General features: G+C 71.6%; 25 protein-coding genes. 14 read left to right on the forward strand and 11 right to left on the reverse strand.

Annotated features, from left to right (window positions below):
• Nucleotides 1-208: 208 nt before the first annotated feature.
• Entirely contained in the window at nt 209-1,000 is a 792-nt protein-coding gene (locus tag ACFW6P_RS24325) for a S16 family serine protease (protein ID WP_386424769.1), read from the forward strand.
• On the opposite strand, the gene ACFW6P_RS24330 is transcribed toward ACFW6P_RS24325, so the two are convergent.
• Genes ACFW6P_RS24330 through ACFW6P_RS24360 form a run of 7 tightly spaced genes read right to left on the reverse strand, consistent with a single transcriptional unit; the run spans nt 997 to nt 5,958 of the window.
• Entirely contained in the window at nt 997-1,167 is a 171-nt protein-coding gene (locus ACFW6P_RS24330; protein WP_386424771.1) for a hypothetical protein, read from the reverse strand. The two genes, ACFW6P_RS24325 and ACFW6P_RS24330, sit on opposite strands and share 4 nt — an antisense overlap.
• A 1-nt stretch (nt 1,168) precedes the next feature.
• Complete coding sequence (locus ACFW6P_RS24335; protein WP_386424773.1) at nt 1,169-1,753, reverse strand: ArsR/SmtB family transcription factor; 585 nt, start codon at nt 1,751-1,753, stop codon at nt 1,169-1,171.
• Between the two features lie 55 nt (nt 1,754-1,808).
• Nucleotides 1,809-2,774, reverse strand: coding sequence for a glycine betaine ABC transporter substrate-binding protein (locus tag ACFW6P_RS24340; protein ID WP_386424776.1), 966 nt, complete (start codon nt 2,772-2,774; stop codon nt 1,809-1,811).
• Nucleotides 2,771-3,571, reverse strand: a complete 801-nt coding sequence (locus ACFW6P_RS24345; RefSeq protein WP_386424778.1) for an ABC transporter permease — start codon at nt 3,569-3,571, stop codon at nt 2,771-2,773. Before ACFW6P_RS24345 ends, ACFW6P_RS24340 begins: the two co-directional genes overlap by 4 nt.
• Nucleotides 3,568-4,830, reverse strand: a complete 1,263-nt coding sequence (locus ACFW6P_RS24350) for a betaine/proline/choline family ABC transporter ATP-binding protein (RefSeq protein WP_386424781.1) — start codon at nt 4,828-4,830, stop codon at nt 3,568-3,570. Before ACFW6P_RS24350 ends, ACFW6P_RS24345 begins: the two co-directional genes overlap by 4 nt.
• Nucleotides 4,823-5,470 (reverse strand): ABC transporter permease, encoded by a 648-nt coding sequence (locus ACFW6P_RS24355; RefSeq protein WP_386348519.1) that lies wholly within the window; start codon nt 5,468-5,470, stop codon nt 4,823-4,825. The genes ACFW6P_RS24350 and ACFW6P_RS24355 overlap by 8 nt, the downstream gene beginning before the upstream one ends.
• Nucleotides 5,471-5,487: 17 nt before the next feature.
• Entirely contained in the window at nt 5,488-5,958 is a 471-nt protein-coding gene (locus ACFW6P_RS24360) for an Lrp/AsnC family transcriptional regulator (RefSeq protein ID WP_386348517.1), read from the reverse strand.
• A 123-nt stretch (nt 5,959-6,081) separates the two neighbouring features.
• Between ACFW6P_RS24360 and hppD the strand changes: the two genes are divergently transcribed.
• Together hppD and ACFW6P_RS24370 are read left to right on the forward strand one after the other, a co-directional pair.
• A complete protein-coding gene (gene hppD / locus ACFW6P_RS24365) occupies nt 6,082-7,227 on the forward strand; it encodes a 4-hydroxyphenylpyruvate dioxygenase (protein WP_386348515.1) in 1,146 nt (381 codons plus the stop codon).
• 183 nt (nt 7,228-7,410) lie between these two features.
• Nucleotides 7,411-8,820 (forward strand): FAD-binding oxidoreductase, encoded by a 1,410-nt coding sequence (locus ACFW6P_RS24370; protein ID WP_386424784.1) that lies wholly within the window; start codon nt 7,411-7,413, stop codon nt 8,818-8,820.
• An 11-nt stretch (nt 8,821-8,831) separates the two neighbouring features.
• Here the strand turns inward: ACFW6P_RS24370 and ACFW6P_RS24375 are convergent, their stop codons facing one another.
• Nucleotides 8,832-9,242: an SsgA family sporulation/cell division regulator gene (locus ACFW6P_RS24375; protein ID WP_386348509.1), complete on the reverse strand. Its 411-nt coding sequence runs from the start codon at nt 9,240-9,242 to the stop codon at nt 8,832-8,834.
• 251 nt (nt 9,243-9,493) lie between these two features.
• Between ACFW6P_RS24375 and ACFW6P_RS24380 the strand changes: the two genes are divergently transcribed.
• Nucleotides 9,494-11,308 carry an RDD family protein gene (locus ACFW6P_RS24380; protein ID WP_386424786.1) on the forward strand — a complete coding sequence of 605 codons (1,815 nt, stop codon included), beginning with the start codon at nt 9,494-9,496 and terminating at the stop codon, nt 11,306-11,308.
• A gap of 123 nt (nt 11,309-11,431) precedes the next feature.
• The gene (locus ACFW6P_RS24385) at nt 11,432-12,154 is read left to right on the forward strand and encodes an RDD family protein (RefSeq protein WP_386348504.1); all 723 of its coding nucleotides are present in this window, start codon (nt 11,432-11,434) and stop codon (nt 12,152-12,154) included.
• 42 nt (nt 12,155-12,196) lie between these two features.
• Here the strand turns inward: ACFW6P_RS24385 and ACFW6P_RS24390 are convergent, their stop codons facing one another.
• Nucleotides 12,197-12,469 carry a hypothetical protein gene (locus ACFW6P_RS24390; RefSeq protein ID WP_386348501.1) on the reverse strand — a complete coding sequence of 91 codons (273 nt, stop codon included), beginning with the start codon at nt 12,467-12,469 and terminating at the stop codon, nt 12,197-12,199.
• A 407-nt stretch (nt 12,470-12,876) separates the two neighbouring features.
• Here ACFW6P_RS24390 and ACFW6P_RS24395 point away from each other — a divergent pair, with 407 nt between their 5' ends.
• The gene (locus tag ACFW6P_RS24395) at nt 12,877-15,225 is read left to right on the forward strand and encodes an immune inhibitor A domain-containing protein (protein WP_386348499.1); all 2,349 of its coding nucleotides are present in this window, start codon (nt 12,877-12,879) and stop codon (nt 15,223-15,225) included.
• Between the two features lie 122 nt (nt 15,226-15,347).
• A complete protein-coding gene (locus tag ACFW6P_RS24400) occupies nt 15,348-15,692 on the forward strand; it encodes a hypothetical protein (protein ID WP_386348496.1) in 345 nt (114 codons plus the stop codon).
• Between the two features lie 30 nt (nt 15,693-15,722).
• Here ACFW6P_RS24400 and ACFW6P_RS24405 read toward each other — a convergent pair whose 3' ends face one another.
• Together ACFW6P_RS24405 and ACFW6P_RS24410 are read right to left on the reverse strand one after the other, a co-directional pair.
• Nucleotides 15,723-16,313 carry a nicotinamidase gene (locus ACFW6P_RS24405; protein ID WP_386348494.1) on the reverse strand — a complete coding sequence of 197 codons (591 nt, stop codon included), beginning with the start codon at nt 16,311-16,313 and terminating at the stop codon, nt 15,723-15,725.
• Nucleotides 16,314-16,428: 115 nt separating this feature from the next.
• On the reverse strand, nt 16,429-17,775 hold the full coding sequence (locus ACFW6P_RS24410; protein WP_386348492.1) for a nicotinate phosphoribosyltransferase: 1,347 nt from the start codon (nt 17,773-17,775) through the stop codon (nt 16,429-16,431).
• Nucleotides 17,776-17,882: 107 nt separating this feature from the next.
• Here ACFW6P_RS24410 and clpS point away from each other — a divergent pair, with 107 nt between their 5' ends.
• From clpS to ACFW6P_RS24445, 7 genes are all read left to right on the forward strand, one after another.
• Nucleotides 17,883-18,200, forward strand: a complete 318-nt coding sequence (gene clpS, locus ACFW6P_RS24415; RefSeq protein WP_386348489.1) for an ATP-dependent Clp protease adapter ClpS — start codon at nt 17,883-17,885, stop codon at nt 18,198-18,200.
• Nucleotides 18,201-18,232: 32 nt separating this feature from the next.
• Nucleotides 18,233-18,841, forward strand: coding sequence for a DUF2017 domain-containing protein (locus ACFW6P_RS24420; RefSeq protein ID WP_386348486.1), 609 nt, complete (start codon nt 18,233-18,235; stop codon nt 18,839-18,841).
• Nucleotides 18,842-19,205: 364 nt separating this feature from the next.
• Complete coding sequence (locus ACFW6P_RS24425; RefSeq protein ID WP_386348483.1) at nt 19,206-20,630, forward strand: amino acid permease; 1,425 nt, start codon at nt 19,206-19,208, stop codon at nt 20,628-20,630.
• Nucleotides 20,631-20,771: 141 nt separating this feature from the next.
• Nucleotides 20,772-21,194 carry a Mov34/MPN/PAD-1 family protein gene (locus ACFW6P_RS24430; RefSeq protein ID WP_386348480.1) on the forward strand — a complete coding sequence of 141 codons (423 nt, stop codon included), beginning with the start codon at nt 20,772-20,774 and terminating at the stop codon, nt 21,192-21,194.
• A 110-nt stretch (nt 21,195-21,304) separates the two neighbouring features.
• The gene (locus ACFW6P_RS24435) at nt 21,305-21,400 is read left to right on the forward strand and encodes a putative leader peptide (protein WP_312025360.1); all 96 of its coding nucleotides are present in this window, start codon (nt 21,305-21,307) and stop codon (nt 21,398-21,400) included.
• 123 nt (nt 21,401-21,523) lie between these two features.
• Nucleotides 21,524-21,856, forward strand: coding sequence for a MoaD/ThiS family protein (locus ACFW6P_RS24440; RefSeq protein WP_386348478.1), 333 nt, complete (start codon nt 21,524-21,526; stop codon nt 21,854-21,856).
• Nucleotides 21,857-21,862: 6 nt separating this feature from the next.
• Nucleotides 21,863-22,813 carry a PLP-dependent cysteine synthase family protein gene (locus ACFW6P_RS24445; RefSeq protein WP_386348475.1) on the forward strand — a complete coding sequence of 317 codons (951 nt, stop codon included), beginning with the start codon at nt 21,863-21,865 and terminating at the stop codon, nt 22,811-22,813.
• Nucleotides 22,814-22,830: the final 17 nt, after the last annotated feature.

The raw sequence follows: 22,830 nt of genomic DNA on the forward strand, positions 1-22,830 counted from the left end.
CCCCTCGCCCCGGGGCCGCTGTCGCCGCCGGGCTTTCTTGCCCCGGGTCCCCTCGCCGCCGGGGCCGCTGTCGCCGCCGGGCCTCCTTGCCCCGGGTCCCCTCCTCGCCCCCGGGCGCCCTCGTCCTGGGCCGCCGTCGCCGCCGGGCCTCCTCGCCCGCGGGCGCCCTGGCCCCGGCCGGGTCGGGGCCCCGCGTTAGATTGACCCCGTGTTCTCTCGCCTCACGCGCCCCCAGGCCCTCGCCCTCTGCGCCCTGCCCGTCGTGGCCCTGCTCGCCACGGCCGTGTTCGCGCCGCTGCCGTTCTCGGTGGCGCAGCCGGGCGAGACGGCGAACGTGCTCGGCGCGCACAAGGGCACACCGGTGATCACCATCTCGGGGGCGCCGATCCGCGACACCCGGGGTGAGCTGCGGATGACGACGATCATGGCGACCTCGCCCGACACCCGGGTCTCGCTGCCCGACGTGGTCGACAGCTGGTTCCGCACCGACGAGGCGGTCATGCCGCGCGACGCGCTCTACCCGAGCGGGGACAGCGTCAAGGAGATCGAGCGGTACAACGAGAAGCAGATGAAGGAGTCCCAGGACGCGGCCACACAGGCCGCGCTGGACTACCTCGGCCTGGACGCGCGGGACGTCGAGGTCGATCTGAAGCTCGCGGACGTGGGCGGGCCGAGCGCGGGGCTGCTGTTCTCCCTGGGGATCGTCGACAAGCTCGACGGCGACGTCACCGGCGGCGACCTCACCGGCGGCCGGGTCATCGCCGGCACCGGCACGATCGACGGGGACGGGAAGGTCGGTGCCGTGGGCGGTGTCTCGCTCAAGACGCAGGCCGCGCGGCGGGACGGCGCCACGGCGTTCCTGGTGCCGAAGGCGGAGTGCTCGGACGCGCGCGCCGAGCTCCCGAAGGGACTGCGGCTGATCCCCGTCACCACGCTGAAGAGCACGGTGAGTTCCCTGGTGGCCCTGGAGACGGGCAAGGGGTCCGTGCCGAGCTGCTAGTGGGCGGGCAGGGGCCGGGGCCGGGTGGCCAGCCTCAGTCCGACCTCGACGAGGGTCCAGCCCAGGCGCGTGCGGAGACCGTGACGGCGGGCCGGGCGGGGCGGGGCCCCGGCGCGGAGTTCCGCGGCGCGGGCGTGGTGCAGGGCGAGGTGGATGTCGGGGTGCATCTCAGTCCGTCCTGATCGGGAAGGCGTGGGTGTGGAAGCGGACCTGCTCGGCCCCGGGGGTGTCCTCGTCGGCCGCCCGGTCGCGGTAGCTCTCGACCAGCGCGTGCATCTTCTCGAGGAGTTCCTGCGTCAGTGCGGGTGTCAGGCGCAGCGTCCAGCTACTCATGTCCCAGACACGGCTCCACTCCCCGGGCCGGGTGTCGCGGTTGCCCAGCCAGGTCGCCAGGTCCCGGGTCTGCGTGGTGGCGACCTCGTGCAGATAGAGGTCCGCCGCCCCGCGCACGGCCGGGTCCGGGTCGGTCAGCAGGGAGTCGTCGAAGCGGAGGCCGCGCTGGGCCGCCCTCCACCACCGCTCGCGCCCCTTGCCCCGCTCGGGGGCGTCCTCGACGAAGCCGTACTCCGCGAGCTGGCGCAGGTGGTAGCTGGTGGCGCCGCTCGACTCGCCGAGCTTCGCCGCCAGTTGGGAAGCCGTGGCCGGGCCGCCGAAGCGCAGGGCGTCCAGCAGCCGCATGCGCAGGGGATGGGCGAGTCCGCGCAGGGACCGGGTGTCGAGTTGCCGTACATGGGGTTCCGGGGAATCGGTCACGATGCAAAGCTACTCTTGCAAAGAGATCTTTGCAAGAGTAGCTTTGCAACTCTCCCTATCCCTCCTCGACGAACCCCTCCTCCACCATCCAGTCCAGCGCCACCTGGTGCGGGTCCTGCCCGTCGACGTCCACCCTCGCGTTGAGGTCCTGCGCCACCGCGTTGTCCAGCCTCGCCGTCACCGGGTTCAGCACGTCCGCCATCGCCGGCCACTCCTCCAGCGTCCTCGCGTTGATCATCGGCGCGGCGTTGTAGTTGGGGAAGAACTTCTTGTCGTCGTCCATCACCACGAGGTCCATGGACTTGATGCGTCCGTCCGTGGTGAACACCTCTCCGTACGGGCAACTCCCCTTCGCGGTCTGGGTGTAGATGATCCCGGTGTCCATCTGCGTGATGTTCCGTGACGGCAGGTTCATGCCGTAGGCCTTCTGCATGCCGGGCAGCCCGTCCGCCCGGTTCGTGAACTCCACCTCCACGCACAGCTTCACCGCGCCCGGGTCGGACTTCGCCAGTGCGGCCACGTCCGACATCGTCCTCGTGCCGTACGTCCGCGCGTTGTGCCGGTTCATCGCCAGGGCGTAGGTGTTGTCGAGCCGCGAGGGCGGCAGCCAGGCCAGGCCGTTCCCCGCGTCCTCCTCCCGCACCGCCTCCCACTGCTCCCGCGGGTCGACGATCGGCTTGCTGTGCCCGAGGTACGTGATCCAGGCCGTGCCGGTGTACTCGTACCCGCCGTCCGCGTCGCCCTTGCGCACCGCCTCGCGGCTGCCGATGGACCCCTGGATGCCCGTGCGGTCGAGCACCTTCGCCCCGGCCGCCTCCAGGGCGATGCCCATGATCGCGCCGAGGACGAGGCCCTCGGTGAACGACTTGGACGTCACCGTCAGGGACGCGCCCTTCAGCGGCTCGCCCCGGCCGATCGACCCGGGCCGCACGTCGTCGGCCATGGGGGAGCCGCTGGCCAGACCGCAGCCGGAGGCCGCCGTCAGCAGCGCCGCCGCCGTCAGCACCGCCGGGGCTCTCATGTCTGCAACCCCCGGGGCCGCAGCAGCAGTTCCGCCAGGGACGCCAGCCAGTCCACCAGCAGCGCCAGCACCACCGTGAGGACCGATCCCAGCACCAGCACCGGCATCCGCTGGTTGGTGATGCCCGAGGTGATCAGGACGCCGAGGCCGCCGCCCCCGCCGAAGACCGCCAGCGTCGCCGTACCGACGTTCAGCACGAGGGCCGTGCGCACGCCCGCCAGGATCAGCGGGACGGCCAGTGGCAGTTCGACCCGCGTCAGCACCCCCGTCGGGGACATGCCGATGCCCCGGCCCGCCTCCAGCAGGGTCGGGTCGTTCGCCTTCAGGCCGGTGATCGTGTTGGAGAGCACCGGCAGGACGGCGTAGAGGACCATGCCGATCAGGGCGGCCCGGCGGCCGATGCCCAGCCAGATGACCAGGAGGGCCAGCAGGCCGATCGCGGGGGTCGCCTGGCCCATGTTGGCGAACGCCATCGCCACCGGGGTGGCCCTGCGGAATGACCCCCGGGTCAGCAGGACGCCCAGCGGGATCGCGATGACGAGCACGAGGAACGTGGAGATCACGGTCAGCTGGATGTGCTGCCACAGCGCCTTGGAGACCTGGCCCCCGGACAGGGCGTTGCGGGTGAGCGCGTCCAGGTCGGCCTGCCGGAACCACAGCCAGGTGGCGAGCAGCACCGCCACCAGGGACAGGGGCAGCACCGTCAGCTTCTGCCAGGTGGCGCGGGTGGGCGGACGCTGCGGCCGGGCCGCCTCCCCGGCCGGCTCGGCCCGCTCCTCGACCTCCGCGGCCGTCACCGCTCCCCTCCCAGGCCCACACCCGCCACGCCCTCCGCTCCGCCCTCCCGCTCCGCCGAGGCCTGGGTCCCCCGCAGCGACTCCAGTTCGTGCCGCTGCTCCATCGCGTCGAGCCGGTCCGCCTCCAGCAGTTCGTGCACGGACTTCATGAGCGTCCCGACGTCGACGACGCCCGTGTACTCGCCGCGCCGCCCCGTCACCACGACGCGCCCCGCGCTGTCGGTGAGCACCGCCTCGAGCGCGTCCCGCAGGGTCGCGTCCCGGGTGACGGTGTCGTGCACCGGCGTCCCCGCCCGGGCCAGCGAGCCCCGCGCCCGCATCAGGTCGCCGCGCCGCAGCCACGTGCGGGGACGGCCGCGCCGGTCGAGCAGCAGGACCTCGTCGGTGCCGCCGGCCCGCAGCCGGTCGAAGATCCGCTGCAGCGGGTCGTCGACAGAGACCGTCGGGTAGTCGGTGATCTCCACGTCCCGCACGCGGGTCAGGTTCAGCCGCTTCAGCGCCGCCCCGGCGCCCACGAACCCGGAGACGAAGTCGTCCGCCGGGTTGGTCAGGATCGCCTCGGGGGTGTCGAACTGGGCGATGTGCGAGCGCTCGCGCAGCACCGCGATCCGGTCGCCGATCTTGATCGCCTCGTCGAAGTCGTGGGTGACGAAGACGATGGTCTTGTGCAGCTCGTGCTGCAGCCGGATCAGCTCGTCCTGGAGGTGGTCCCGGGTGATCGGGTCGACCGCGCCGAACGGCTCGTCCATCAGCAGCACCGGGGGATCGGCCGCCAGCGCCCGGGCCACGCCCACCCGCTGCTGCTGCCCGCCGGAGAGCTGGCGCGGATAGCGGCCCCGGAACTCGCCGGGGTCCAGGCCGACGAGGTCGAGCAGTTCCTCCGTCCGCTCCCTGATCCGGCCCTTCGGCCAGCCGATCATCTTCGGGACGAGGCCGATGTTCTGCGCGACCGTCATGTGCGGGAAGAGCCCGGCCGACTGGATCGCGTAGCCGACCTTGCGGCGCAGCCTCACCGGGTGCATGTCGGTGACGTCCTCGCCGCCCATGCGGATACGGCCGCCGGTCGGCTCGATCAGGCGGTTGATCATCCGCAGCGTGGTCGACTTCCCGCAGCCCGACGGGCCGACGAGGACGACGACCTCGCCCGCCTTGATCTCCATGCTCACGTCGTCCACGGCCGGCCGCGCACTGCCCGGGAACCGCTTGGTCAGGCTCTCCAGTTCGATCGAGGCCCCGTGGTGGCCGCCGGTCTCAGGCACGGATCCCCCTCGGAACGGTCAGCCGCCCGATCAGGACGTACGCGGCGTCGAACAGCAGCGCGAGGATGATGATCCCGAGCGTGCCCGCGAGGACCTGGTTGAGCGCGTTGGCGCTGCCCAGTGAGGCCAGGCCGCGGAAGATGACGTTGCCGAGGCCGGGGCCGGAGGCGTAGGCGGCGATGGCCGCGATGCCCATCAGCATCTGGGTCGCCACCCGGATCCCGGTGAGGATCGGCGGCCAGGCCAGCGGCAGCTCGACCCGCAGCAGCCGGGCCGGCCGGGACATCCCGATGCCGTCGGCCGCGTCCACCAGCGAAGGATCGACCCCGCGCAGGCCCACGATCGCGTTGCGGACGACCGGCAGCAGCCCGTACAGGGTCAGCGCGATCACCGTCGGGGGCAAGCCCAGACCCACGATCGGGATGAGCAGGCCGACCAGCGCGAGCGCCGGCACGGTCAGGACGGTGGCGGTCGTGGTGGTGGCGAGGTTCCCCGCCCACTCGCTGCGGTACGTGGCCACCCCGATCAGCACCCCGATCACGGTCGCCACGACCATGCACTGGAACACGGCGCTGGCGTGCTGGTAGGCGTCCGTGAGCAGTTGCTGGTGCCGGTTGACCAGGTACTCCCAGAAGTTCACACGCGCTCACCCCTACGTCACGTCTCCTCCGCGGCCTGCTCCACGAGCGGGATGATCCGCAGCGGAACGGGGTTCTCCATGACGATCGCCGTGGAGGCCCGGACGATGCCATCAAAACCGACGACCCGGTCGATCACACGCTGGAGATCGGCGTTCGAGCGGGCCACCAGCCGGCACAGCATGTCCCCGCTGCCGGTGGTGGTGTGCAGCTCCAGCACCTCGGGCACGGACGCCAAGTGCGCCCGTACGTCGGCCCCTTGCCCCTGCCGGATCTGCAGCGTGGCGAACGCCGTGACCGGGTAGCCGAGCGCCGCCGGGTCCACCTGGGGACCGAATCCGCGGATGACTCCGTTCGACTGAAGCCGGTCCAGCCGGGCCTGCGCGGTGCCCCGGGCCACGCCCAGCCGCCGCGACATCTCCAGCACCCCGATCCGCGGCTCCCGCGCCAGCAGCAGGATGATCCGGCCGTCCAGATGATCGATCGCCACAGTGGCCTCCCGAGGTGGTCATCATGTACAGAAAGGCCGATGGTGCGACCGTATTGCTGAACATATTGCCCAGCGGAAACGCGAACTATTGCACATCTTGCAGAGCGGGGAGACCCTGCGGCCATGACGCAGACCACACACCACACTCCCGACACCGCACGGCAGGCCGACCCCTTCCCGGTCAAGGGAATGGACGCGGTCGTCTTCGCCGTGGGCAACGCCAAGCAGGCGGCGCACTACTACTCCACCGCCTTCGGCATGCAGCTGGTCGCCTACTCCGGACCGGAGAACGGCAGCCGCGAGACCGCGAGCTACGTACTGGAGAACGGCTCCGCGCGGTTCGTCCTCACCTCGGTCATCAAGCCCGCCACCGACTGGGGCCGCTTCCTCGCCCGGCACGTGGCCGAACACGGCGACGGTGTCGTCGACCTCGCCATCGAGGTGCCGGACGCGCGCGCCGCGTACGCCTACGCCCTGGAGCACGGCGCCCGCTCGGTCGCCGAGCCGTACGAGGTCAAGGACGAGCACGGCACGGTCGTGCTGGCCGCCGTCGCCACCTACGGCGAGACCCGCCACACCCTCGTGGACCGCTCCGGCTACGACGGCCCGTACCTGCCCGGCTACGTCGCCGCCCAGCCGATCGTCGCACCGCCCGCGAAGCGCACCTTCCAGGCGATCGACCACTGCGTCGGCAACGTCGAGCTCGGGCGCATGAACGAGTGGGTCGGCTTCTACAACAAGGTCATGGGCTTCACGAACATGAAGGAGTTCGTGGGCGACGACATCGCCACCGAGTACAGCGCGCTGATGTCGAAGGTCGTCGCGGACGGCACCCTCAAGGTCAAGTTCCCGATCAACGAACCGGCCGTCGCCAAGAAGAAGTCCCAGATCGACGAGTACCTGGAGTTCTACGGCGGGGCCGGTGTCCAGCACATCGCGCTCAACACCAACGACATCGTGCAGACGGTCCGCACGATGCGCGCGGCCGGTGTCGAGTTCCTCGACACGCCCGACTCCTACTACGACACGCTGGGGGAGTGGGTCGGTGAGACCCGCGTCCCGATCGACACCCTGCGCGAGCTGAGGATCCTCGCCGACCGCGACGAGGACGGCTACCTGCTGCAGATCTTCACCAAGCCGGTCCAGGACCGCCCGACCGTCTTCTTCGAGATCATCGAGCGCCACGGCTCGATGGGCTTCGGCAAGGGCAACTTCAAGGCCCTGTTCGAGGCGATCGAGCGCGAGCAGGAGCGCCGCGGCAACCTCTGACGCGAAGGGGCCGCCCCCCATCAGGCCGTGCGGGTGTCACGGGGCACCCGCACGACCTCCCACGCGCCCGTCCCCGGCACGCCCGTGCCCGGCGGCTCACCCCGTGCCGACGCCCCGCCCGGGTGGACGAAGGCCGCCTCCGGCGGGGTTCACACCGGTGGTCCCGGGTGCGACCCTGTGATCATGAGCCGTAGCGAAGCGCCCCGCTCCGAGGACACCGCGACGACCGGCGACCTCGTCGACCTGCTGCTCGGCGGCCTCCCCGCCGAGGCGGTCCTCACCGACCCCGACGTCACCGCCTCCTACGCCCACGACATGGCCAGCTTCTGCCCGGCCGGGGCCCCCGCCGCCGTCGTGCTGCCCCGTACGACCGAACAGGTCCAGCACGTGATGCGCACCGCCACCGCGCTGCGCGTCCCCGTCGTCCCCCAGGGCGCCCGCACCGGACTGTCCGGCGCCGCCAACGCCTCCGACGGCTGCATCGTGCTCTCCCTGACCAGGATGGACCGCATCCTGGAGATCGACCCCGTCGACCGCATCGCCGTCGTCGAACCCGGCGTCGTCAACGCCGCCCTGTCACGGGCCGTCGGCGCCCACGGCCTGTCCTACCCGCCGGACCCCTCCAGCTGGGAGACGTGCACCGTCGGCGGCAACATCGGCACGGCCTCCGGCGGCCTGTGCTGCGTGAAGTACGGGGTCACCGCCGAGTACGTCCTCGGACTGGACGTGGTGCTCGCCGACGGGCGGCTCATGTCCACCGGCCGCCGCACCGCCAAGGGCGTCGCCGGCTACGACCTGACCCGGCTGTTCGTCGGCTCCGAGGGCTCCCTCGGCATCGTCGTACGGGCCGTGCTCGCGCTGCGCCCCAAGCCGCCCGGACAGCTGGTGCTGGCCGCCGAGTTCGCCTCCTCCGCCGCCGCCTGCGACGCGGTGTGCCGGATCATGGAGGACGGCCACGTCCCCTCACTCCTGGAACTCATGGACCGCACGACGGTCAGGGCCGTGAACGCCATGGCGCGGATGGGCCTGCCCGAGACCACCGAGGCGCTGCTCCTGGCCGCGTTCGACACCACCGCCCCGGCCGCCGACCTCGCCGCCGTCGGCGCGCTGTGCGAGGCCGCCGGCGCCACCCGGGTCGTCCCCGCCGAGGACCCGGCCGAGTCCGAACTGCTCCTCCAGGCGCGGCGCCTGTCGCTCACCGCGCTGGAGGCGGTCACGGGCGTGACGATGATCGACGACGTGTGCGTGCCGCGCTCCCGGCTCGCCGACATGCTCGACGGCGTCGACCGGATCGCCGGGAAGTACGGGCTCACCATCGGGGTCGTCGCCCACGCGGGGGACGGCAACACCCACCCGACGGTCTGCTTCGACCCCGCGGACGCGGACGAGTCCCGGCGCGCCCGCGAGTCCTTCGACGAGATCATGGCCCTCGGTCTGGAACTCGGCGGCACCATCACCGGCGAGCACGGCGTCGGCGTCCTGAAGAAGGAGTGGCTGGCACGCGAGATCGGGCCCGTCGGGATGGAGATGCAGCGGGCCGTGAAGCAGGCCTTCGACCCGCTGAACATCCTCAACCCCGGCAAGCTCTTCTGACGCCGGCGCCCTCACCGGGCGAACAGCTGGGCCAGCGCGTCGTCCAGCCCGAGCTGCTCACCCTCCGTCCCCGGCGGGACCACGCGCAGCGTGCGCTCCAGCCAGGCCGACACCTGCGCCGCCCGAGCCTCCAGCAGGGCGTTCCCGTCCGGTGAGCTCAGCTCCATCAGCACGACACCGCGTCCCCCGGTCTTCGCCGGCCACACCCGCACGTCCCCCTGCCCGCACGGCCGGAACACGCCCTCCACGAGCAGGTCCCGTGCGAACGTCCAGTGCACCGGCTGCTCCGAGGTGATGTGGAAGGTGACGTGCACGGCGTACGGATCGGCGGTGACGTACCCGAGCCGGGCCGGCACCGGGACCCTGTGCTCCGGCGACAGGACGAGCATCAACTCCAGTTCGCGCTCCACGACGGTGTGCATGGCGGTCCTTCCTTCCCCTGTCCGCCGGCCCTGTGAGGGCCGGTCAGAAGAAGAGACCGTGCGCGGGCGGCGCCATTACGCGCCTTCACCCACTTTTTTCGCGGCCGGAGGCGGGACCTGGCGCGCCGCGGGGCTGTAGCACATCGGTGCTCGAAAGGGGCGGGTCCGGCGGGAGCTGCGGTACGGCGTGCCCTCGTCTGATAGATGTGGAGGCCCCCATTTGGCCCCCGAGCAGATACGGGACGACGGACATGAGCGCCCCAACCCCGGCACCCGGTGACGACAGGCCCCGCGAAGGGTATTACCCGGACCCGTCCATTCCTGGATACGTCCGGTACTGGAACGGTGCCGCCTGGGTACCGGGCACGAGCCGTCCGGCGCCCAAGGACGGCGAGTCGCTCGCGCCACCGCCCGGGGCGGGGACGGAGCGGCCCGCCGCCCCCGCCGCCCCCGCCGGCTCCTCCGGCCCGGCCTCCGGCGCCTCGGTCGCCTCGGTCGAGGCGACCGGCCCGCACTTCTTCGACGAGGACCCGGTCGAGGACCCGGCCGGGGACTCGGCCGGAGAGCCGGCCGCCGCCGGCGCCCAGCACGGCAGCCGTCCCGAACCGGCCGCCGCCTGGGGCGTCGACCGTTCCCGCCAGTCGGGCTTCGGCGGCGACCAGGACCGCCGCGTGTCGTGGGGCGTGCCGCAGGGCGCGCAGGGCGACCGGGGCGCGGCGCTGCCGGGTGCCGACCCGAGGGTTCCGCTCACGGACCGGGGGCCGGCCGGCGAGTCCGCCCGTACCGACGGCACGGCGGCGTCGGCGCCTCCGGCCGGCCAGCAGGCGGGAGCGGCGCCGGAGGGCGGCACCTTCGTGTTCCGCCGCCCGGCCGGGACGCCCGGGGCCGGGAAGGCACCCGCGGCCGACGCTCCCGACGACGGCACGATGACGTTCCGTGCGGTGCCGCCGCGTACCTCCGGTGCCGCAGCAGGCCCGGGCACCGCGGCGGCGGGTCAGGGCGGCGGGCCGGGAGCGTCCGGGCCCGCGGCGCAGGGCGGTTCCGCGGCCTCCGCACCCCACCCCGGCGCCCCGGCCTTCGGCGCGGCGGACGCGGCCGGCCCGGTCAGCGCCCCGGCGGGGCCCGCCTTCGGCGGTCAGGCCGCGGCGGGCGGACCCGGAAGCCCTCCGTCAGGGCCCGCGTTCAGCGCACAGGGCGGTGCGACGGGCTCCGCCGACGGCGTGAACCGGCCCGGCTTCGGCGCCGGGAAGGCCGCCGCCGCACGCGCCGCAGCCGGGCAGGCCGGGGCCGCGGCAGCCGGTGTCCAGGCGTCCGCCCAGGCCGCCGCAGCCGCTTCGACGGCCTTGTCCGGACCCCCGTCGTCCCCGGCCGTCCCGCCGCAGTCGGCCGGGCCGGGGCCCGGCACCTCCCAGCCCGCCGCCCCCGCCTCCACCCCCCTCAGCCCCGGCCCCGGCGGCGGCCAGTCGTCCTGGGCGCAGCAGGTGCACCGGCTCGCCGGGGCGGGCGGGGGCGACGAGCAGCCCGTCGCCCCCTGGAAGCCGCCGGTCGACGACGTGTTCCAGGCGGCCGCCCGGCGCCAGGCCGCGGCCCGTCCCGCCGGGCTCGGCAAGCGGCTGGCGGCCCGGCTCGTGGACACCGTCGTCGTGCTGGGCGTCACCGCCGCGGCGGCCGTCCCTCTCGGCACCAGGGCCGTCGACCACGTCAACGAGAAGATCGAGGCGGCCAGGCTGTCGGGCGAGACCGTCACGGTCTGGCTGCTCGACGGGACCACGTCGACGTACCTGGGCATCGTGCTGGCCGTCCTGCTGCTCGTCGGCGTCGTGTCTGAGGTGCTGCCCACCGCCAAGTGGGGCCGCACCCTCGGCAAGAAGCTGATGGGGCTCGACGTGCGGGACATCGAGGGCCACGATGCCCCCGGCTTCGGCGCGGCCCTGCGGCGCTGGCTGGTCTACAGCGTGCCCGGACTCCTCGTCGTCGGGGTCGTCGGCGTCGCCTGGTGCCTCTTCGACCGGCCGTGGCGCCAGTGCTGGCACGACAAGGCCGCGCACACCTTCGTGGCGGGCTGAGCGGCAGGCGCCGTACGCCTGCCGCGGGGCGACGGCGTATCGCGCCGCGGGACGGGTGAGACGCGTACCTCGGACGGGCGTCTGCCGGATGCGGAGCCCGGGGCTTCGCGGTCGACTCGGGCCATGAGCAGTGAACCGCCCCCCGGCTCCGGTCAGCAGCCGCCCGAGGACGACCCGTTCAGGAAGCGCCCCCCGGACGGACCACCGCACGAGGGAGCGGGCGCGCCCCACGGCAACGAGCCGCCGCCGTACCCGGGCGGTGGCCAGGGCGGTCCGGGCGGCCCCTCGGGTCCGGGAGGCGGCCCCTACGGGCCCCCGGGCGGCGGCGGCCCGTACGGCGAGCCCCCGGGCGGTGGCCCCTACGGCGGTGGGTCCTCCCCCGCCGACCCCCTCGCCGGCATGCCGCCGCTCGCCGACAGCGGCAAACGCACGCTCGCCCGCATCATCGACATGATCCTGGTCGGTGTCGTCGTCTGGCTGCTGACCTGGGGCGTCGGCGTCAGCGAGTACAGCGTCAACACCGACCGCATCCAGATCAGCAAGTCCTTCTGGCAGTCGACGGTCGCCGCCGTGCTCTACATCGCCTACGACACCGCCCTGATCGCCACCTCCGGCCAGACCCTCGGCAAGAGGCTGCTGAACCTGCGCGTGGCCAACCTGGACAACGGCGCCACACCCTCCGTGCCGACCGCGCTGGCGCGTGCGGCGGTGCTCTGGATCCCGTTCGCCTTCTGCTGCGCCTGCGTCTGGACCGCGATCGCGGGCGGCTGGAGCTTCTTCGACCGCCCCTACAAGCAGGGCCTGCACGACAAGGCGGCCAAGACGGTCGTCGTCAGCACGAACTGAGGGGCACGAGGGGCGAGCGGCCCTCGCACGGCCGAAGGGCGGTCAGGAGGCCGCCCGCTCCCGCACCTGCTCGGGGGCCGAAGCGGCGACGGGCGCCCGCACCGGCTCCAGGGGAGCGGGCCGCTCCACCGGCGCCGGGCGCATGCCGGGCCGGGGGACCGTCATGGCGACCAGCAGCCCGAGGGCGAGCGCCGCGACGGCGACGACGGCGATGGCCGGACCCGAACTCGTCCCGGACAGCAGCAGCATGGCGAGGGCCGAGAAGATCACGGTGCACGAACCGTAGGCGAGCTGTGCGGCGGTCGGACGGGGCATGGCCATCATGTCCTCGAAGTGGGGGTCCACGGGGGGCGTCGGCCTGGCGTTCCGCCGGCTTCCGGGCGTTCCGCCAAGCGACTCTAACCGGCAGCGTGCCCGAGCGGAACGAGCGGTAAGCGTGACCTAACCGACAAGGGCGGTGCACGGGGGGCGCACGGATTCACGGTGTCCACGGAGTGGACATGTGCACGCGCCCACTGCCGGACGGGCATTTCGGTGGTTGTCCGCAAAACGAACGCCGACTCCGCATAGTGCAATTGACCTGTCCAAGTCAAGATCTGTCTTTTCTGATGAACCTCTAGTCAAATGACGTCACTTGACTACACGCGTTGATCACGCGCGCGGACCGCACCTGGCCCAGGATCCCTTCCTCCCGCGCGCTCGAACGCGGGGGAGGACCTCAAGTGACCAGTAGAACCCGGACGTTCAGAGCGGCCGCCATCGGTGTGGCGCTCGCGGCGGCCACCGCCACCGCCACCGCCTCCACCTACGCGGTGGCCGACGACACCTCGGCCCCCCGGTCGACCACCGTGGACCGGCACGACCCGGCGGACCGCCACGGTGACGAGCACAACCTCGCAGGCCCGCTGTCCAAGACGCAGGAGGCGCAGCGTCAGGAGGCCCTGCAGCAGGTCCTGTCCGGCAAGACCAAGATCAAGAATCGTGACGGTTCGAAGGTCGTCCAGCTCAAGAGCAAGAAGGGCGACAGCAAGTACGTCGAACTCGGCCGCGAGAAGACCGACAAGATCTTCACCATCCTGGTCGAGTTCGGCGACAAGATCGACACCCGCTACGGCGGCACCGCGGGCCCGCTGCACAACCAGATACCCAAGCCGGACCGCAAGAAGGACAACTCCACCGCCTGGCGCGCCGACTACGACCGGGACTACTTCCGGGATCTGTACTTCGGCTCGGGCAAGGGCGTCGACTCGGTCAAGACGTACTTCGAGAAGCAGTCCTCGGGCCGCTACTCGGTCGAGGGTGAGGTCTCCGACTGGGTCAAGGTGCCCTACAACGAAGCCCGTTACGGCTCCAACAAGTGCGAACCCGACAACTGCGCCTGGTACGCGGTCGCGGACGGCGTGAGCGCCTGGGTCGCCCAGCAGAAGGCGGCTGGGAAGACCGACGCGCGAATCAGGACCGAGCTCGCCGAGTACGACCAGTGGGACCGCTACGACCACGACGGCGACGGCGACTTCGACGAGCCCGACGGCTACATCGACCACTTCCAGATCGTGCACGCCGGCGAGGACGAGTCCGCGGGCGGCGGCGCGCAGGGTGAGGACGCGATCTGGGCGCACCGCTGGTACGCCTTCGGCACCGACGCCGGCGCCACCGGCCCCGAGAACAACAAGCTCGGCGGTGCGAAGATCGGCGACACCGGCATCTGGGTCGGCGACTACACCATTCAGCCGGAGAACGGCGGTCTCGGCGTCTACGCCCACGAGTACGGCCACGACCTCGGCCTGCCGGACCACTACGACACCAACGACGGCGAGAACTCCACCGGTTTCTGGACGCTGATGTCGTCCGGCTCCTGGCTGGGCACAGGCAGGAACGAGATCGGCGACCTGCCCGGCGACATGACCGCCTGGGACAAGCTGCAGCTGGGCTGGCTGAACTACGACCGGGCCAAGGCCGGCGTGAACTCCTGGCACAAGCTGGGCGTCGCCGAGTACAACACCAAGCACAAGCAGGCCCTGGTCGTCGATCTGCCCAAGAAGGCGGTCACCACCGAGATCGTCACGCCCGCCGAGGGCGCGACGCAGTGGTGGAGCGGCAGCGGTGACAACCTCAAGAACACGCTGACGCGTTCGGTGGACCTCACCGGCAAGGCGAAGGCCGAGCTGACCCTCGACGGCTGGTACGACATCGAGGCCAACTACGACTACCTCTACACCGAGGTCTCGACCGACGGCGGCGCCAACTGGACCGCCCTCGACGGCACGGTGGACGGCCGGCCGATCCCGCGCGACGGCAGCGACAAGCCGGCCCTCACCGGCACGATCGACGGCTACGAGAAGCTCGCCTTCTCGCTCGACGCCTACGCCGGCAAGAAGATCGACCTGCGTTTCCGCTACCAGACCGACGGCGGCGTGGCCCAGAAGGGCTTCGCGGCCGACGCCATCACGGTGACCGCCGACGGCGCGCCCGTCTTCACGGACGACGCCGAGACCGCGGACGACGCGTGGAAGGCCACCGGCTTCTCCCGCATCGGCGCGTCCTTCACCAAGGACTACGCGCAGTACTACATCGCCGAGAACCGGCAGTACGTGTCGTACGACAAGACGCTCAAGGTCGGCCCGTACAACTTCGGCTTCACCGAGCGCCCGGACTGGGTCGAGCACTACGCGTACCAGAACGGCCTGTTGATCTGGAAGTGGGACACCTCCCAGGCGGACAACAACACCAGCCAGCACCAGGGCACCGGTCTGGTCCTGCCGATCGATTCGCACCCGGACGCGCTGAAGTGGGCCGACGGCACGCTGATGCGCAACCGCATCCAGTCCTACGACTCGCCCTTCAGCCGCTACCGCACCGACGGCATGACACTGCACAAGGGCGACGTGGCGAAGTACATCCCGGGGTCGAAGGGCGTGTCGGTCTTCAACGACCGCACGAACGACTACTACGACGAGTCGAACCCCACCGCGGGCGTCAAGATCACTGACACCAACACGAAGATCAAGATCCTCAAGGAGGCCAAGGACGGCTCGACGATCGAGCTGGAGGTCGGCCCCGCGGGTAGGTAATCCGCATCCTTCCAGGTCAGAACGTGATCGGCGGTGACCCACTGGCGGGTCACCGCCGATCCGTGTTTAGGTGCGTCCTGTGGCTCTCTTATTGACACCGACCGACACGGGGGGTTGAGCGCATGGCCGCAGGAGGCTTCTGCAAGCTGCCGAACGGCAGGGTGGTGGTGGCACTGAACCTGCCCAGCCCCGCCGCCCACGGCCCCGGCGCCGTCCGCGTCCTCGTCCACTCCGTGAACCGCGCCCGGGCCCTGACCAGGCTCCGCAACCTCGGTCTGCGGTCGGTCTACCTACGCGGCAACGCCTCCCCGCCGACCCCCGACGAGGTCACGGCCGTCCTGCACCACCCCGACGGCCTGATATGGCGCACGGCCCCCGACAACGCTGTCGCGGGCGCCCCGGACCTCCCCCAGGAACTGTGGCGCCCGATCAGAGCCCTCCTCGGACGCCCCGCGGCCCGGACCTGACCGCGGGACGCGGCCGGGCTGCCGGCCGACCTAACGGACGACCGGCTCGCCGGTGAGCTCCACGCCCCCCTCCCGCAACTCCTCCAGGGCCCGCTCGGTGGTCTCGGCGGCCACTCCCGCGGTCAGGTCCAGCAGGACCCGTGTGCGGAAACCCTCCCGGGCGGCGTCCAGGGCCGTCGCCCGGACGCAGTGGTCGGTGGCGATGCCGACCACGTCCACCTCGGTGACCTCGCGGGCGCGCAGCCACTCGGCGAGGGGCGTGCTGTTCTCGTCGGTCCCCTCGAAGCCGCTGTACGCCGCCGCGTAGGCCCCCTTGTCGAACACCGCATCGATCGACCCCGAGGCGACCGCGGGGGCGAAGTTCGGGTGGAAGCCGACGCCCTCCGTGCCGGCGACGCAGTGCGCGGGCCAGGAGCGGACGAAGTCGGGGTGGGTGGAGAAGTGGCCGCCGGGCGCGATGTGGTGGTCGCGGGTGGCCACCACGTGCTGGTAGCCGGACCCGGCGGCCTGCCCGATCAGCTCGGTGACGGCGGCCGCCACGTCGGCACCACCGGTCACCGCGAGGCTGCCCCCCTCACAGAAGTCGTTCTGCACGTCTACGACGATCAAGGCGCGGCGCATGGTCGGTGTCCTTCGGCTATGAGGTCGGCGAGCCCGGCCGTGGTGCGACCGAGCCCGGGGACGGGGAGCTGCGGGCGGGAGGGGGCACGGGTCGGGGCATCGCGGCACACCGCCATTAGCTACCCGAGGCCGGGTGCAGGTACTCCGTGGGAAGGACCGGCTCGCCGCGCGAGAGCTGGGTCGCCGACATCGGCAGCCCGGCGCGCGCCGCCGCGTGCCGGTCCCGCGCCGCGTCCAGGGGTTCGCGCGCCACCACCTCGCCGCCCTTGACCAGCTCCACCGGCAGCTGCCGGTCGGCGAGCCGAGCCGGCACCGGCCCGGTGCCGATCACCTCGGCCTCGGCGACCCCGTGGGAGTCCAGCCGCCGCGCGGCCCACTTGCGGCCGCCGACGGACGTCTTGCCGCCGGTGGCCTTCTTCGCCACCGGCACCAGCGGCGCCTTCGGATCGGTGGAATCGGCCCGGGCGACCAGCTTGTAGACCATCGAGGAGGTGGGGTGGCCGGAGCCCGTCACCAGCTGCGTGCCGACGCCGTACGCGTCCACGGGCGCCGCCGCCAGCGAGGCGATGGCGTACTCGTCCAGGTCGGAGGTCACGACGATCTTCGTGTCCCGCGCCCCCAGCTCGTCCAGCTGCTGCCGCACCCGGTGCGCGACCAGCAGCAGGTCGCCGGAGTCGATCCGCACCGCGCCCAGCTCCGGGCCGGCGACCTCCACGGCCGTGCGGACCGCCTCGGCGACGTCATAGGTGTCCACCAGCAGCGTCGTGCCCCGGCCCAGCGTGTTCACCTGCGCCTGGAAGGCGTCCCGCTCGCTGTCGTGCAGCAGGGTGAAGGCGTGCGCGGAGGTGCCGACGGTGGGGATGCCGTAGCGGAAGCCGGCGGCCAGGTCGGAGGTGGTCGAGAAGCCGCCGACGTAGGCGGCGCGGGAGGCCGCCACCGCCGCCAGCTCGTGGGTGCGCCGGGCGCCCATCTCGATCAGCGGCCGGTCGCCGGCGGCCGCGGACATGCGGGAGGCGGCCGCGGCGATCGCCGAGTCGTGGTTGAGGATCGACAGGATCACCGTCTCCAGCAGCACGCACTCGGCGAAGGTGCCCTCGACCCGCATGATCGGCGAGCCCGGGAAGTACACCTCGCCCTCGGGGTAGCCCCAGACGTCACCGGTGAACCGGTAGCCGGCGAGCCACTGGAGGGTCTCCTCGTCGACGATCTCCCGCTCGCGCAGGAAGCCGAGGACGTCCGCGTCGAAGCGGAAGTTCTCCACCGCGTCCAGCACCCGCCCGGTGCCCGCCACGACGCCGTAGCGACGCCCGTCCGGCAGCCGCCGGGTGAAGACCTCGAACACGCTCCGCCGCTCGGCCGTGCCCGACGTCAGCGCGCCCCGCAGCATCGTCAGCTCGTACTGGTCCGTGAAGAGCGCCGTCGAGGGGACATCCACCGGCAGCCCAAGGTCCGCTGTGTTCATGACGGTGAGCCTACCCCCATTTCGTCAATCTGACGATTGCAGTCCCGCGGCGCGAGATCGTCCTGTGGCCAGGCCCGTTTGTGCGACCACCCCCCTCGGGTGGCAGCATGGGCACTGTGACGTCACCCGCGCCCCTGGAGATCGAACGCACCGAGTCGGCGGAGGAGGTCTTCGCCGTACCCGAGCCCGACGTCCCCTGGGTCACCATCGTCCACAACGACCCGGTCAACCTCATGAGCTACGTGACGTACGTCTTCCAGACGTACTTCGGCTACTCCAAGGACAAGGCCACCGAGCTCATGCTCGACGTCCACCACAAGGGCCGGGCGGTCGTCTCCAGCGGCACCCGCGAGGAGATGGAACGCGACGTGCAGGCCATGCACGGCTACGGCCTGTGGGCCACCCTCCAGCAGGACCGCAAGTAGCCAGCACCCCGCCCAGCAGCGAAAAGGCGTTCATGCCCGGAACCTTCGAACCGCTTCCCGGCGGCGGCGCGGCCGTCGCCCTCGACGACGTCGAGATCTCCATCATCCGGTCGCTGGCCGTCCAGCTCCTGGAGCTCATCGGACCGGGCCCGGCCGCGGACGCCCCCGAGGACCCGCTCGCCGAGCTGTTCGCGGAGGGCCCGAGCGAGCCGCCCGCCGACCCGGTCCTGCGGCGCCTGTTCCCGGACGCCTACGGTGGCCCCGGGCAGCCCGCCTCGCCCCGGGACGCCGAGGAACAGCGGGCGCACTCCGCCGAGTTCCGCCGCTACACCGAGAACGACCTGCGCGCCGGCAAGCGCGGCAACGCCGTCGCGGTGGTCCGCTCCCTGGACGCCCTCTCCTCCGCCTCGGCCGGTGAGGGCGGGGCCGTGCTGAAGCTGTCGCCGCAGGAGTCGCAGCAGTGGCTGGGCGCCCTGAACGACCTGCGGCTCGCGATCGGCGCGCGTCTGGAGATCACCGACGAGGAGGACGGCGACCTGCTGTACCGCCTGCCGGACGAGGACCCGCGCAAGCCGATGGTGATGGCCTACCTCTGGCTCGGCGGACTGCAGGAGACCCTGGTCGCAACCCTTATGCCGTGATCTGTGCAGGTTCCGTACCCGCCTCATGACCGGTTCGTGTTCGCTCAGCGGACGCTCAAATCCGGGTAACGATCCCCCCAAGAGTGCCCGTGTCCTATGGGTACTCCGATTGCGCTTTGTCTGCTTCTTCCTGTGCGGTGCGCCACATTTTGCGTCCCGATCCGCCGTGCGGCCGTGATAGATCTTCACGACCGCCCGGCGAACACCACCCGAATGTTCGGCCGGGTGCGCCACCGAGCCGGCAACCGCCGGCCAGGCACGAGCGGGCTCGTGCAGTTCGCTCAACTCCATCATCCGGGGGGATCGAGACCCGGTCCGAGGCCGACGAAAGGTCCGGGTCGGCATGGAGAAAGGCGCACCACACATGACCTCAGCGCAGGTCGAATCGGAAACCGTCCCCGAAGAGGGGTACGAGCGCGGACTCGGCAGCCGCCAGGTCCAGATGATCGCCATCGGCGGCGCCATCGGCGTCGGCCTGTTCATGGGGGCCGGGGCGAACATCGCCAAGGCCGGCCCCAGCATCATCCTCATGTACGCCCTCGCGGGCGTCGTCATCTTCCTCATCATGCGGGCCCTGGGCGAACTGCTCCTCTACCGCCCCGTCTCCGGCTCCTTCGCCGAGTACGCCCGCGAGTTCCTCGGCCCGTTCTTCGGCTTCGTCACGGGCTGGACGTACTGGCTCATGTGGGTGGTCACCGGCATGGCCGAGCTCACGGCCGCCGCGATCTACATCCACTTCTGGTTCCCGGAGATCCCCCAGTGGGTCAGCGCCCTGGTCTTCCTGGTGGTGCTCTTCGGCGTCAACCTGATCTCCGTCAAGCTCTTCGGCGAGGTCGAGTTCTGGTTCTCGATGGTCAAGGTCACGGCCATCATCGGCATGATCGTCATCGGCCTCGGCGTGCTCACCCTCGGTTTCTCCGACGCCGGTGACACCGCCGCCGTCTCCCACCTCTGGTCGCACGACGGCTTCTTCCCGAACGGCATCGGCTCCAGCCTGATGACGCTCCAGGGCGTCATGTTCGCCTACCTCGCCGTCGAGCTCGTCGGCGTCACCGCGGGCGAGTCCGAGAACCCCGAGAAGACCCTGCCCAAGGCCATCAACACCCTGCCCTGGCGCATCATCGTCTTCTACGTCGGCGCGCTGCTGGTCATCCTCTCCGTCGTCAAGTGGACCGAGTTCTCCGCCGGCGAGAGCCCCTTCGTCCACGCCTTCGGCGAGATCGGCATCCCGCTCGCCGCGGGCATCGTCAACTTCGTGGTGCTCACCGCGGCCCTGTCGTCCTGCAACTCGGGCATGTACTCGACCGGGCGGATGCTGCGCGGCCTGGCCGCCAACAGCGAGGCCCCGCAGGCCTTCGGCAAGCTCAACGCCCGCAAGACCCCGGCCGTCGGCATCACGGTGTCCGTGGCGCTCATGGGCATCGGCGTCGTCCTCAACTACGTCGTCCCGGAGAAGGCGTTCCTCTACGTCACCTCCGTCGCCACCGCGGCCGGCATCTGGACCTGGATGATGATCCTCGTCAGCCACATCCGCTACCGCGCCGCGGTCGACGCCGGCCGGCTGCGCGCCTCGTCCTTCCCCGCTCCCGGCGGAGCGCTCTCCAGCCGGGTCGCGCTCCTCTTCCTCATCGGCGTGACCTGCATGATCGCCTACGACAAGGACGCGCGGGTCTGCCTGTACGTCGCGGCCGGCTGGGCCGTCGCCCTCGGCGTCGGCTGGACGGTCCTCAAGAGCCGCAACCCGCGGATCGCCGAGCGCCGCGACGCGGAGCTCGAGAAGGTCGGCTGACCGGCCCGCCGCCCCACCAGGACGCCCGGCCGCGGGGAGTACTCGTGGCACGCCCCGCGGCTGCCGCTCAGGGCGTCCGGCATGTGGGCCGTTCCGTACCAGCAGACGGTACGGAACGGCCCTCTGCTTATCCTGACGAGCATGCTGACCATCACCCAGGCCCTCGTCGACCAGATCGTCGTCCACGCGCGCAAGGACCATCCCGACGAGGCGTGCGGCGTCATCGCCGGCCCGGCGGGCTCGGACCGCCCCGAGCGCTTCATCCCCATGCTGAACGCGGCCATGTCGCCCACGTTCTACGAGTTCGACTCCGGCGACCTGCTCAAGCTCTACCGCGAGATGGACGACCGGGACGAGGAGCCGGTGGTGATCTACCACTCCCACACGGCCACCGAGGCCTACCCCTCGCGCACCGACATCTCCTACGCCAACGAGCCCGGCGCCCACTACGTCCTGGTCTCCACCGCCGACACCGACGGCGCCGGCCTGTTCCAGTTCCGCTCCTTCCGCATCGTCGAGGGCGAGGTCACGGAGGAGGAGGTCCGGATCGTGGAGGCGTACTGACCACGGCCTGAACTCGTCCTCTCCGTGAACATCTCGCCATGCGGATGAAATGCGTCCGGTATATGGGATCACATTCGGGGAGCCCGGCCGGGAATCGATACGATGACCGCATGGTTCTCCATGACGTGAGCGAAAAGACGCCGGGCATGCTGCTCGTGGCGCGGCTGCACGTCGACCTGTGCAGGCTCGCCAGCGCCATCTGTTGACGCGGCACCCTGCCGCCGTACGGCCGTGAGCCGCGGCGAACCGCTTCACCTGCGTACCACCACGCACGCCCGCGCCGCCGCACGCCGCCACCCGACGACACCTTCCGACAGGAGCCCCGAGCCATGGCCATCGAGGTCCGCATCCCGACCATCCTCCGCACCTACACCGACGGCCAGAAGACGGTGGAGGGCAAGGGGGACACCCTCGCCGAGCTCTTCAGCGACCTCGAGACCCGGCACGCGGGCATCGAGGCGCGCATCGTGGACGGCGGGCAGCTGCGCCGCTTCGTCAACGTCTACCTGAACGACGAGGACGTGCGCTTCCTCGACGGCATCGACACCAAGCTGTCGGACGGCGACAACGTCACGATCCTGCCGGCCGTGGCAGGAGGTTCTGCCGCGGCGAAGCCGCGTCCGGCCGGGGTGGCGGTCGGGCGGCGGGCGGGAATGGTCTGATCACCCATGCGCTACGACTCACCCCTGGCCGCGGTGGGCAACACCCCTCTGGTGCGCCTGCCGCGGCTGTCGCCGTCCGCCGACGTCCGGATCTGGGCGAAGCTGGAGGACCGCAACCCCACCGGCTCGGTCAAGGACCGCCCGGCCCTGCACATGATCGAGCAGGCGGAGAAGGACGGCCGCCTCACCCCGGGCTGCACGATCCTGGAGCCGACCTCCGGCAACACCGGCATCTCCCTGGCGATGGCGGCCAGGCTCAAGGGCTACCGCATCGTGTGCGTGATGCCGGAGAACACCTCGCAGGAACGCCGGGACCTGCTGGCCATGTGGGGCGCCGAGATCATCTCCTCCCCGGCCGCCGGCGGCTCCAACACCGCCGTACGGGTCGCCAAGGAGCTCTCGGCCGAGCACCCGGACTGGGTGATGCTCTACCAGTACGGCAACCCGGACAACGCGGGCGCCCACTACGCCACCACCGGCCCGGAGATCCTCGCCGACCTGCCGTCAATCACCCACTTCGTGGCCGGCCTCGGCACCACCGGCACCCTCATGGGCGTCGGCCGCTACCTGCGCGAGCACAAGCCGCACGTGAAGATCGTCGCCGCCGAACCCCGCTACGACGACCTGGTCTACGGCCTGCGCAACCTCGACGAGGGGTTCGTGCCCGAGCTGTACGACGCCTCCGTGCTCACCACCCGCTTCTCGGTGGGCTCCGCGGACGCGGTCACCCGCACCCGCGAGCTGCTCCAGCAGGAGGGCATCTTCGCCGGCGTCTCCACCGGCGCCGCGCTGCACGCCGCGATCGGCGTCGGCAAGAAGGCCGTGAAGGCCGGCGAGACGGCCGACATCGTCTTCGTCGTCGCCGACGGCGGCTGGAAGTACCTGTCGACGGGCGTCTACACGGCGGCCACGACGGAAGAGGCCATCGACACGCTCCAGGGCCAGCTCTGGGCGTGAGGGGCCGCAAGGACGCA

The organism is Streptomyces sp. NPDC058741 (genome assembly GCF_042746715.1).
In the GTDB taxonomy this organism is placed as follows: Bacteria; Actinomycetota; Actinomycetes; order Streptomycetales; family Streptomycetaceae; genus Streptomyces.

Coding starts and splice junctions, on each gene's coding strand:
- ACFW6P_RS24430 (WP_386348480.1), top strand. CDS start 20,772: ATGCTGACCATCACCCAGGCCCTCGTCGACCAGATCGTCGTCCACGCG.
- ACFW6P_RS24385 (WP_386348504.1), top strand. CDS start 11,432: ATGAGCAGTGAACCGCCCCCCGGCTCCGGTCAGCAGCCGCCCGAGGAC.
- ACFW6P_RS24375 (WP_386348509.1), bottom strand. CDS start 9,242: ATGCACACCGTCGTGGAGCGCGAACTGGAGTTGATGCTCGTCCTGTCG.
- ACFW6P_RS24425 (WP_386348483.1), top strand. CDS start 19,206: ATGACCTCAGCGCAGGTCGAATCGGAAACCGTCCCCGAAGAGGGGTAC.
- ACFW6P_RS24400 (WP_386348496.1), top strand. CDS start 15,348: ATGGCCGCAGGAGGCTTCTGCAAGCTGCCGAACGGCAGGGTGGTGGTG.
- ACFW6P_RS24445 (WP_386348475.1), top strand. CDS start 21,863: ATGCGCTACGACTCACCCCTGGCCGCGGTGGGCAACACCCCTCTGGTG.
- ACFW6P_RS24435 (WP_312025360.1), top strand. CDS start 21,305: ATGGTTCTCCATGACGTGAGCGAAAAGACGCCGGGCATGCTGCTCGTG.
- clpS (WP_386348489.1), top strand. CDS start 17,883: ATGGGCACTGTGACGTCACCCGCGCCCCTGGAGATCGAACGCACCGAG.
- ACFW6P_RS24330 (WP_386424771.1), bottom strand. CDS start 1,167: ATGCACCCCGACATCCACCTCGCCCTGCACCACGCCCGCGCCGCGGAA.
- hppD (WP_386348515.1), top strand. CDS start 6,082: ATGACGCAGACCACACACCACACTCCCGACACCGCACGGCAGGCCGAC.
- ACFW6P_RS24370 (WP_386424784.1), top strand. CDS start 7,411: ATGAGCCGTAGCGAAGCGCCCCGCTCCGAGGACACCGCGACGACCGGC.
- ACFW6P_RS24405 (WP_386348494.1), bottom strand. CDS start 16,313: ATGCGCCGCGCCTTGATCGTCGTAGACGTGCAGAACGACTTCTGTGAG.
- ACFW6P_RS24380 (WP_386424786.1), top strand. CDS start 9,494: ATGAGCGCCCCAACCCCGGCACCCGGTGACGACAGGCCCCGCGAAGGG.
- ACFW6P_RS24440 (WP_386348478.1), top strand. CDS start 21,524: ATGGCCATCGAGGTCCGCATCCCGACCATCCTCCGCACCTACACCGAC.
- ACFW6P_RS24390 (WP_386348501.1), bottom strand. CDS start 12,469: ATGCCCCGTCCGACCGCCGCACAGCTCGCCTACGGTTCGTGCACCGTG.
- ACFW6P_RS24420 (WP_386348486.1), top strand. CDS start 18,233: ATGCCCGGAACCTTCGAACCGCTTCCCGGCGGCGGCGCGGCCGTCGCC.
- ACFW6P_RS24410 (WP_386348492.1), bottom strand. CDS start 17,775: ATGAACACAGCGGACCTTGGGCTGCCGGTGGATGTCCCCTCGACGGCG.
- ACFW6P_RS24340 (WP_386424776.1), bottom strand. CDS start 2,774: ATGAGAGCCCCGGCGGTGCTGACGGCGGCGGCGCTGCTGACGGCGGCC.